The 8633-nt window shown below is 76.5% G+C and carries 5 protein-coding genes; 4 read left to right on the forward strand and 1 reads right to left on the reverse strand.

Annotated elements, in window-relative coordinates; translation table 11 throughout:
- Positions 1–42 precede the first annotated feature (42 nt).
- Entirely contained in the window at positions 43–2871 is a 2829-nt protein-coding gene (locus ACFWP2_RS38350) for a SpoIIE family protein phosphatase (protein ID WP_380460532.1), read from the reverse strand.
- Positions 2872–3145: 274 nt separating this feature from the next.
- Here ACFWP2_RS38350 and ACFWP2_RS38355 point away from each other — a divergent pair, with 274 nt between their 5' ends.
- From ACFWP2_RS38355 to ACFWP2_RS38370, 4 genes are all read left to right on the forward strand, one after another.
- Positions 3146–4354: a rhodanese-like domain-containing protein gene (locus ACFWP2_RS38355; protein ID WP_380460534.1), complete on the forward strand. Its 1209-nt coding sequence runs from the start codon at positions 3146–3148 to the stop codon at positions 4352–4354.
- Between the two features lie 99 nt (positions 4355–4453).
- A complete protein-coding gene (locus ACFWP2_RS38360) occupies positions 4454–5116 on the forward strand; it encodes a DUF5819 family protein (protein ID WP_380460536.1) in 663 nt (220 codons plus the stop codon).
- Positions 5113–6399: an HTTM domain-containing protein gene (locus tag ACFWP2_RS38365; protein WP_380460538.1), complete on the forward strand. Its 1287-nt coding sequence runs from the start codon at positions 5113–5115 to the stop codon at positions 6397–6399. Before ACFWP2_RS38360 ends, ACFWP2_RS38365 begins: the two co-directional genes overlap by 4 nt.
- 9 nt (positions 6400–6408) lie before the next feature.
- The coding region (locus tag ACFWP2_RS38370; RefSeq protein ID WP_380460540.1) for an FUSC family protein at positions 6409–8633 on the forward strand (2225 nt) is incomplete at its 3' end.

The raw sequence follows: 8633 nt of genomic DNA on the forward strand, positions 1-8633 counted from the left end.
GCGTGGCCCCGTCCGGCGTTCGGCGTCGGGTGGCGCGGCCGGTCAGGCGTGCGGGAGCGGGAGCTCGAACCAGACGACCTTGCCGACCGCCTTGCGGGCGGTGCCCCAGCGTTCGGCCAGCTTGGTGACCAGGGTGAGGCCGCGGCCGGTCTCACCGAGCTGCTCGGCCGGCTCCAGCGAGGGCAGGTTGTGGTTGTCGTCGCTGACCTCGACCAGCAGTTTGTCCACCCGGATCAGCTGGAGCTTCACGGTGTCCCGGGCGACCCGGACGGCGTTCGTCACCAGCTCGCTGACCAGCAGCTCGGTGGTGTCGCTGAGCGCCTCCAGCTGCCAGCCGGCCAGCTGTTCGCGCACCAGCGAGCGGGCCCGGCCGACCTCCCGGTGGTCCACGGTGAGGTCCCAGGTGGCCACCTCGGACGGGGCGACCCCGTCGAAGCGGGCCACCAGCAGGGCGACGTCGTCCTTGCGGTCGTCCGAGTGCAGCCGCCGCAGCACGTCGTCGCAGGCCTGCTCGGGGCTCTGCTGGGGGTCGATCAGGTTGCCGCAGAGCGCGGCCAGGCCGGCTCCTATGTCCCCGCCCCGGACCTCGACCAGGCCGTCGGTGCAGAGCACCAGCATCGAGCCGTCCGAGACGTCGATGGTCTTGGCGACGAACGGCACCCCGCCGACGCCGATCGGCGCGCCGGCCGGGATCTCCAGCAGCTCGCCGGTGCCGTCCGGGTGCACCAGGACGGGCGGGACGTGGCCGGCGCTGGCCAGCTCGCAGGTCCGGTTGATCGGGTCGTAGACCGCGTACAGGCAGGTCGCGAGGTGGTCGTCGCCGAGCTTGTGGGCCAGGTTGTCCAGGTGGCGCAGCAGCTGGCCGGGTGGCAGGTCCAGGGCGGCGAGGGTCTGCATGGCGGTGCGGAAGCGGCCCATCGCGGCCGCCGAGTGCAGGCCGTGGCCCATCACGTCGCCGACCACCAGGGCGACCCGGCTGCCGGGCAGCTGGATCGCGTCGAACCAGTCGCCGCCGACCTCGGCCTTGGGGTCGCCGGGCAGGTAGCGGTGGGCGATCTGCACCCCGGGGATCTGCGGCGGGCGGGTCGGGATCATCGAGCGCTGCAGGGTGGTGGCGACCCGCGACTCGGCGCGGTGCAGCCGGGCGTTGTCCAGCGACAGCGCGGCGCGGGCGGCCAGCTCCTTGAAGGTGGCGGCGTCGCCCTCGTCGAAGGGGGCGCGGTCCGGCAGCCGCAGCAGTTTGAGGATGCCCAGTACGGTGCCGCGGGCGGAGAGCGGGACGACCAGCATCGAGCGGCCGGTGACCACCGGGGCCAGCCGGGCGCCGCCGAGCGCGATCGCGTAGTCGACCGCGACGTCCGAGCTGACCACCGGGACCAGCACCGGCTGGTTCAGCTGCAGGGCCATCCCGGGCGGGGTGCGGCGGGGCATGCTGACCAGCGAACCCTCGGAGAGCACGTGGTCCCAGGCGCCGCCGGTCTCGTTGTAGACCAGGGCGACCCGGCGCAGCATGGTGTCGTCGTCGGGGCGGGCGGCCGGCAGCTCGGAGTCCGAGATCAGCCCGTCCACCAGGTCCACGCAGGCGAAGTCGGCGATCCGCGGGACCAGCACCTGGCACAGCTCGTGGGCGGTGAAGCCGAGGTCCAGCGTGGTGCCGACCTTGCCGCCGACCTCGTTCAGCAGGGCCAGCTGCTCGCCGGCCTGCCCGTTGGTGAGGAAGGTGCCGAGCCGTCCGCCGGGCGGGCCCTCCCCGGGCGCGGGCGCGGGGACCGGGACGGTGGCGGGCGGGGCCTGGTCGGTGCGCGACGGCGGGTGTCCGTCGGTGGACGGCTCGACGGCGGACTCGACGGTGGTGTGCTCGATGGCGGAGGCTCCTGCGGTGGGCGGGGGCGTCTCCCGGCCGGAGGCGGGGGGCGGGACGGACGGTCCGCCGCCCGCTGCGGCGCCCCCGACGACGGCCACCGGCCGGACGTCGGGGACGAGGGCGGACCGGACGGTGGAGGGGACGGCGGACTGGGCGACGGGGTGCTCGGCGGCCTCGCGCTGGACGGGCAGCGGGCCGGGCGGCGGGCCGGGCTGCCGGCGGCCGGGCGCGCCGTGCTCGGGCTGCGGCGGCGGGCCGACCCGGGCGGCGCGCTGCTGGGGCGTCGGGTAGCGGCGGCCGAGCCCGGCGGCCGCGTGCGCCGTACCGGTCTGCGCGTCGGCCGGCAGCACCGGCAGCACGGTGGCCGGGTCCAGCCGCAGGGCGGGCTGGCCGCCCCGCTCCAGGGCCACCAGCAGCGCCGCGCGGTGGCCGGCGGGCAGCAGTCGGGCCAGCGGCTCGGGCACCGGCCGACCGGCCGGGGCGAGCGCCGCGGTCAGGGCGTGGAAGCCGCCCCGGGCACCGGGCGCGGCGGCGAAGGGGAGCAGCCGCTCGCCGAGCGCGAGCCGCGGCCCGGTGGAGCGCAGCGGGCGGGCGTCGGCGGCCAGCGCCAGCAGTCCGCCGGCCGGACCGGGCAGCGGGTAGGCCCACCAGAGCACGTCGCGCTGGTGCTCCTCGCGGTCGGTGACGGTCAGCCGGCCGGCCCAGGGGCGGCCGTCGGCGGTCCGCTCGGCGAGGGTGTCGAACGCGTCGCAGGCGCGGCGGACGGAGCAGCGTTCGTGCACCCGGGATTCCAGGGCGGGCAGCAGACCGGAGGCCGGGCGGTCGTGGGCGACGTCGGCGCGGTGGCCGAACAGCTCCTCGGCGGCCCGGCCCCACCGCGCGATCCGGCCGGACCGGTCGACCAGGACGGGGACGAGCCGGACGAGGGCGGCCACACCCGTCGGGTGGTCGCCCGGCGCGGTTCCGTCGCCCGCCGGTCGCGGTGTGGAGTTGGACTCGGCCACCATGGATTCGCTCTGCTCCTGCCTGGCCGCCGCGCCCGGGGGCGGCCGTCGCTCCGGAGGCACGCTGTGCGGATACCAGCGAAGCACGGACCGGGCCGGGCTCGACACCGAAACGGGGAGATTCCTCAGGATCGGTTGCGTGTCGCGCGCCGCACGCCGGTCCGTACCCCCGGTTCACCCGGACGGGGCCCGCGACCACGGCGGTAGGGTGGCAGGCCGGACCGCCCGTACGGGTGGTCCGCACGACGCAGCCGGCCGGACGAGACAGAGGCGAGAAGTGAGCGCGCAGAGCCCCGCCCGCTGGACGGACCCGGAGCAGCAGGCACTGGAGGAGCGGGTCGCCGCCGCCGAGCTGGCCTGGCTCAGCATGGACGTGGACGCGCAGACGCTGCGGGTCGAGATCGACAACTTCGCGCTGATCCACCACCAGCTGCTCGGCCCGCTGTACGCCCGGCTGGACGAGCTGGACGCGCTGGTCGCCGAGGCCGTCGCGGCCCGCACCGGCCGGCCGGAGGACCTGCGCCGGGCCGCCGAGGCGCGTCGGCAGGTCGAGGAACTCCCGGACCTGGACGCGCTGTTCGACTCGGTGCGGGAGCAGTCCGGCCAGGACGGGGAGGCGGTCCCGCCGCCGCCCGCCGCGCCGGAGCGGGTGCGGCCCGGCAAGGAGGCCCAGCGGATCTACCGCGAGCTGGTCCGCCGCGCCCACCCCGACCTGACCACCGACCCGGCCGAGCAGCAGCGCCGGGCCGCCTTCCTGGCCCGGGTCAACGAGGCCTACGCGTACGGCGACGCGACCGCCCTGGGGGCGCTGGCCGCCGAGTGGTCCACCGCCCCGGAGGCCGCGCCCGCCGTCGACGCCCCCGACCGCGCGGACTGGCTGCGCCGCCGGCTGGACTGGCTGACCGCCAAGATCGCCGAGACCGCCGCCGAGCAGGTCCGGCTGGAGCAGACCCCGATGGGCCAGCTGCTCGCCCTCGCCCCCCAGGACCCGGACCGGCTGCTGGAGCAGCTCGCCGAGGAGCTGCTGGCCAAGGCCGCCGAACGGCAGGCCGAGCTGCAGCGGCTGCTCGGCGGCCCGAAGCCGGCCGAAGGCCCCCACGCCACGGCGCCGGTGGGCGACAATGGCACGCACCCCACCGAATCCCAGGAGAGCCACACGATGTTCCCGCAGATCCCCTCCGCCGACGCCGCCACCGTGCCCGCCGACGCCGCCCTGCTGGACGTGCGCGAGCAGGACGAGTGGGACGCCGGTCACGTGGACGGCGCGCTGCACATCCCGATCGGCGAGGTGATCGCCCGCCTCGGCGAGCTGCCGGACGAGAAGCTCTACGTGCTCTGCCGGGTCGGCGGCCGCTCCGCGCAGGTCGTCCAGTACCTGGTGCAGCAGGGCCGGGACGCGGTGAACGTGGACGGCGGGATGTACGCCTGGCAGGGCGCGGGCCGTCCGATGGTGAGCAGCACCGACCAGGAGGCGTTCGTCCTCTGACGGTCCGGCACCCGCCGCCCGCGCCGTGCGGCAGGATGGGCGCGCGCGAGCGCGCCGGCACCGGGCCGGTGGCGCCCGCCGACCGGGTCGGGGGAGGCCATGACCGAGACGACGGACCGGCCGGCTGCCGGGAGGGCCTGGTCCAGGCCCGCGCAGCTGGTCCTCGGCTTCGCCGGGGCGGTGCTGGCCGCCGGCACCGGGCTGTTCCTCGCCGCGGTGTTCCTGCACGTCGCGCCCGCCAACTCGGTGTCCCGGCAGTACCGGGACGAGGTCGACGGCGTGGTGTACCCGGAGTTCGAGCAGAACTGGAAGCTGTTCGCGCCCAACCCGCTCCAGCAGAACGTGAGCGTGGACGCCCGGGTCCGCACCGTCGCGCCCGACGGGGCCGCCCGCACCCACGACTGGATCGGACTGACCGCCCAGGACATCGCCGCGATACGGGGCAACCCGGCGCCCAGCCACGTCGAGCAGAACCTGCTGCGCCGGGCCTGGGACTTCTACGACGGCTCGCACAACGCGCAGGACGAGGCCCCGGCCTCGTCGCGCGGCAGGCTCGCCGAGCAGTACCTCAAGCGGATCGCCCTGCAGCGGATCGGCCGGGAGGCGGACGGCGGGCGGGTCGTGGAGATCCAGTTCCGGTCGACCGCCGCCACCGTCCCGCCGCCGTCCTGGAGCGGTGAGGCCGCGCCGCCGGCGCCCCGGGTGCGGGAGCTGCCGTGGTGGCCGGTGACGGACGAGGACTACCGGGGGCTGCTCGGATGAACGAGGCGACGGTGCGGGCCGGGCAGCCGGACGGGGCGGTGCTGTCGGACGGGGCGCTGTCGGACGGGGCGGTGCCGGCCGGCGCCGTGCCGCGGCAGTCCGGGGCCGGGCGGCCGGCGGGGGAGGCCCGCGGACCGCGGGCGCCGCGGGTGCCGCTCGGGCGGGCGCTGGAGGCCTTCACCGGGCGGGCGCTCGGCCGCCATCAGGCGGCGGCGGTGCGGATCGGCTTCGGGCTGGTCTGGCTGGCCCACCTGCTGCGCGAGTGGCCCCACCGGCGGGTGCTGTACGGCGACCGCTCCCCCTGGTCGGCGGAGCTGGCGGAGCGGCTGCTGGCCGACAACGGGGCGTTCACCGTGCTGCCCTGGTTCGGCGGGCGGCTCTGGTCCGAGCTGGTCTACCACCTGGCGGTGCTGGCGGCCCTGGCCGTGCTGCTGGGCTGGCGGACCAGGGCGAGCACGGTGCTGTTCCTGGTCACCGTGCTGTCCCTGCAGAACCGCGACGTCTTCCTCGGCGACGGCGGCGACAACGTCGTCCACCTGATGGCGGTCTACCTGGTCTTCACCCGCTGCGCCGAGGTCTGGTCGCTGGACGCCCGCCGCCGCCGGCGGCCGGGGCGGGCCGGGGTGGTGCTCTGGACGCTGCTCGGCGCCGTCCTGGCGGCCTGCCAGTTCGGCGGCTTCGCCGGGGACGGCCTGACCTGGACGGACCGGGCCTTCCCGTACCTCGGCTGGTCGCCGTTGTTCTGGGGGCTCTGGGCGGTGGCCGGGATCTGGTGGACGCTCGGCCGGCTGCGGCCGGACGGCGAGCCCCGGGCGGTGCTCGACGCGCTGGCGAACATGGTGCACAACTGCGCGATGCTGGTGATCGCCGTCGAGGTGGTGCTGATCTACGCCACGGCCGGCTGGTACAAGGTGCAGGGCTCGCGCTGGCAGGACGGCACCGCGCTGTACTACCCGCTGCACCTGGACTACTTCACCCCCTGGCCGGGGCTGTCCGCGCTGGTCGGCTCGGCGCTGCTGCCGGTCTTCCTGATCTCGTACGGCACCGTGGTCCTCCAGGTGGCGTTCCCGTTCACGCTGCTCAACCGGCGGGTCAAGAACGGCCTGCTGGCCGTCATGGTGCTGGAGCACGCGGGGATCGCGGTGGTGCTCGGGCTGCCGGTCTTCTCGCTGGCGATGATCGCGGCGGACGCGGTGTTCCTGCCGACCGGGGCACTGCTGTGGGCGGCGGCGCGGCTGAGTCGGATCCGGTTGAGTCTGATCCGGCGGGGGTCTCCCGCCTAGGATGTCGCTATGTCCTGGTTCGCCGCACTTCGTGACACCGCGCGGACCGGGCTCACCCTGGACCGGGCGCTCACCGACCCCAAGCGGGCGGTGCGCGGGGCCGTCGCGGTGGCGCTGGTGCTCTTCCCGACCCTCGCGCTCGGCGGGGTCGCGCTCGCCACCTCGGCCGCGATGGGCGCGTTCATCGCCGGCTCGGCCACCTTCCAGCGCAGCTTCCGGCCCCGGGCCAGCCTCGCCGTCGCGGCCGGGGCCGGACTCGGCGTCAGCACCTTCCTCGGCTACCTGGCCGCCGGCGTCCCCGGGCTGTTCCCGGTGCTGCTCGCGGTCTGGGCCTTCGGCGCCGGTCTGGCCTGGGCGATCGGGCCCACCGCCGGGGTGGTCGCCACCAACACCGTCTCGGTGATGCTGATCGTCGTGCAGCTCCCGGTCAGCACGGCCACCGCGCTCGGCCACGGGCTCGTCGCCGCGCTCGGCGGAGTCGTCCAGGCCACCGTGATCACCGTCTGGCCGATCGGCAGCTGGAGTGCCCAGCGCGAGGCCCTCGCCGACACCTACGCCGAACTCGCCGACTACGCCCGGCGGTTGCGGCAGGACCCGACCGCGCACGTGGACCCGGAACCGTTCATGACGGCCCGCCACGCCGCCGCCCTCACCCCCTGGCAGGACCGTCACCGGCCGCCCGAGCTGCGCGGACTGCGCGGCATCGCCGAACGCATCCGGCCCACCCTCGCCGCACTCGCCGACCCCAAGGTGGGCGCCCCCGAGGAAGGGCCGGGACGGGACCGGGCCCGGGAGGTGCTGGCCGCCGCCGCCGAGGTCATGGACGCCCTCGCCCGGGCGATCCGCACCGGCGACCCGGTCCGGCTCCCCCGCTCCGCGCCCTCGCTCACCCTGGTCGGCTCGGACGAGGGCCCGCGGCTCCAGGGGGCGGCCCGGCGCTCCGCCCGGCGGCTCGGCGGGCTGCTGCGCAAGGCCGCGGACACCCTGGACCGCAACGACGAGGACACCATCACCACACCTGTGATCGGGGCCGGCGGGGCGCTGCACAAGCCGACCATCGCCCGGATGCTGCCGGTCGCGGCGCGGGCCGTCCGGCGGCAGCTGCAGCCGCGCTCGGCGATCTTCCAGCACGCCGTCCGGCTCTCCGGCGTGGTCACCGTCGCCTACCTGCTGGCCCGGTTCGCCGGGTTCCACCACGGGTACTGGGCGCCGATGACCGCCGCGATGGTGATGCGGCCGGACTTCGCCCAGACCTACAGCCGGGGCGTCGCCCGGCTGGCCGGAACGGTGGTCGGGGTCGCCGTCTCGACGCTGGTGGTGCAGCTGACCCACCCCGGGGAGTGGGTGCTGGCCGCGTTGGCGGTGCTCTGCATCGGCGGGGCGTACCTGGCGTTCCGCACCGGGTACGCGCTCACCACGGTCGGGATCTCCACGTACGTGGTGTTCCTGCTCGGGTTGCAGGAGGGGAACCCGCTGGTCACGGCCGTCGAACGGGTCGGGCTCACCCTGCTCGGCGGATCGGTCGCGCTCGTCACGTACGCGCTGTTCCCGACCTGGCAGACCGCCCGGCTCGGCGAACGGCTCGCCGAGTGGCTGGCGGCGGCCGGACGGTATGCGGGGGCGGTGATCGCCTGCTACGAGGAGCCGGCGGCGCCGCGCGGGCGGGTGGTGCGCAGCGCGCTGCTGGACTCGCGCGAGGCGCGCTCCGAGCTGCTCCAGGCGATGCAGCGGGCCGACGCCGAACCGGGGCGGCACGAGTCCGGGCTGGCCGGGGTGAGCCGGCGCCAGATCGACCGGGCCCGGGCGGCGGTGGGGGCCCTCGGGCGGGCGGCGGTGCTGCTGGAGGCCCATCTGCCGGCGGGGGACGCGGAACCCGTGCCGGGGACGAAGGCGTACGCGGAGGAGCTGCGGCTGGCGACGGCGCTCGCGGCGGCGGCGATGCTGACGGGGCGGGCGGTGGAGTTCGGGGCGGTGCGGGACGCGCAGGTGTGGCTGGAGGAGGGGTTGGCGAAGGCGCCGGCGGGGGTGCAGCGGGATGTGGTGAAGGCGGGGACCCGGTTGGTGGGGCAGGCTCTGCGGGATCTGGAGCGGGCTCTGCGGGGGTCCTCCGGGGAGGCGGGCGCCCGGGAGGGCGGGGGGCCGGGGGCGGGGCGGGGGCGGGGCTGGGGGACGGGTGCCACGCGCACAAGCACGCGCTGCGCGGCGGGGCTCAGGGGCGGGGCGTGCGGACCGCC

It is taken from the genome of Kitasatospora sp. NPDC058444 (assembly GCF_042721415.1).
Classification (GTDB): domain Bacteria; phylum Actinomycetota; class Actinomycetes; order Streptomycetales; family Streptomycetaceae; genus Kitasatospora.

Bases quoted from the DNA above. Each gene is read 5' to 3' on its own strand.
- ACFWP2_RS38350 (WP_380460532.1), bottom strand. From the start codon at position 2,871: ATGGTGGCCGAGTCCAACTCCACACCGCGACCGGCGGGCGACGGAACC.
- ACFWP2_RS38360 (WP_380460536.1), top strand. From the start codon at position 4,454: ATGACCGAGACGACGGACCGGCCGGCTGCCGGGAGGGCCTGGTCCAGG.
- ACFWP2_RS38365 (WP_380460538.1), top strand. From the start codon at position 5,113: ATGAACGAGGCGACGGTGCGGGCCGGGCAGCCGGACGGGGCGGTGCTG.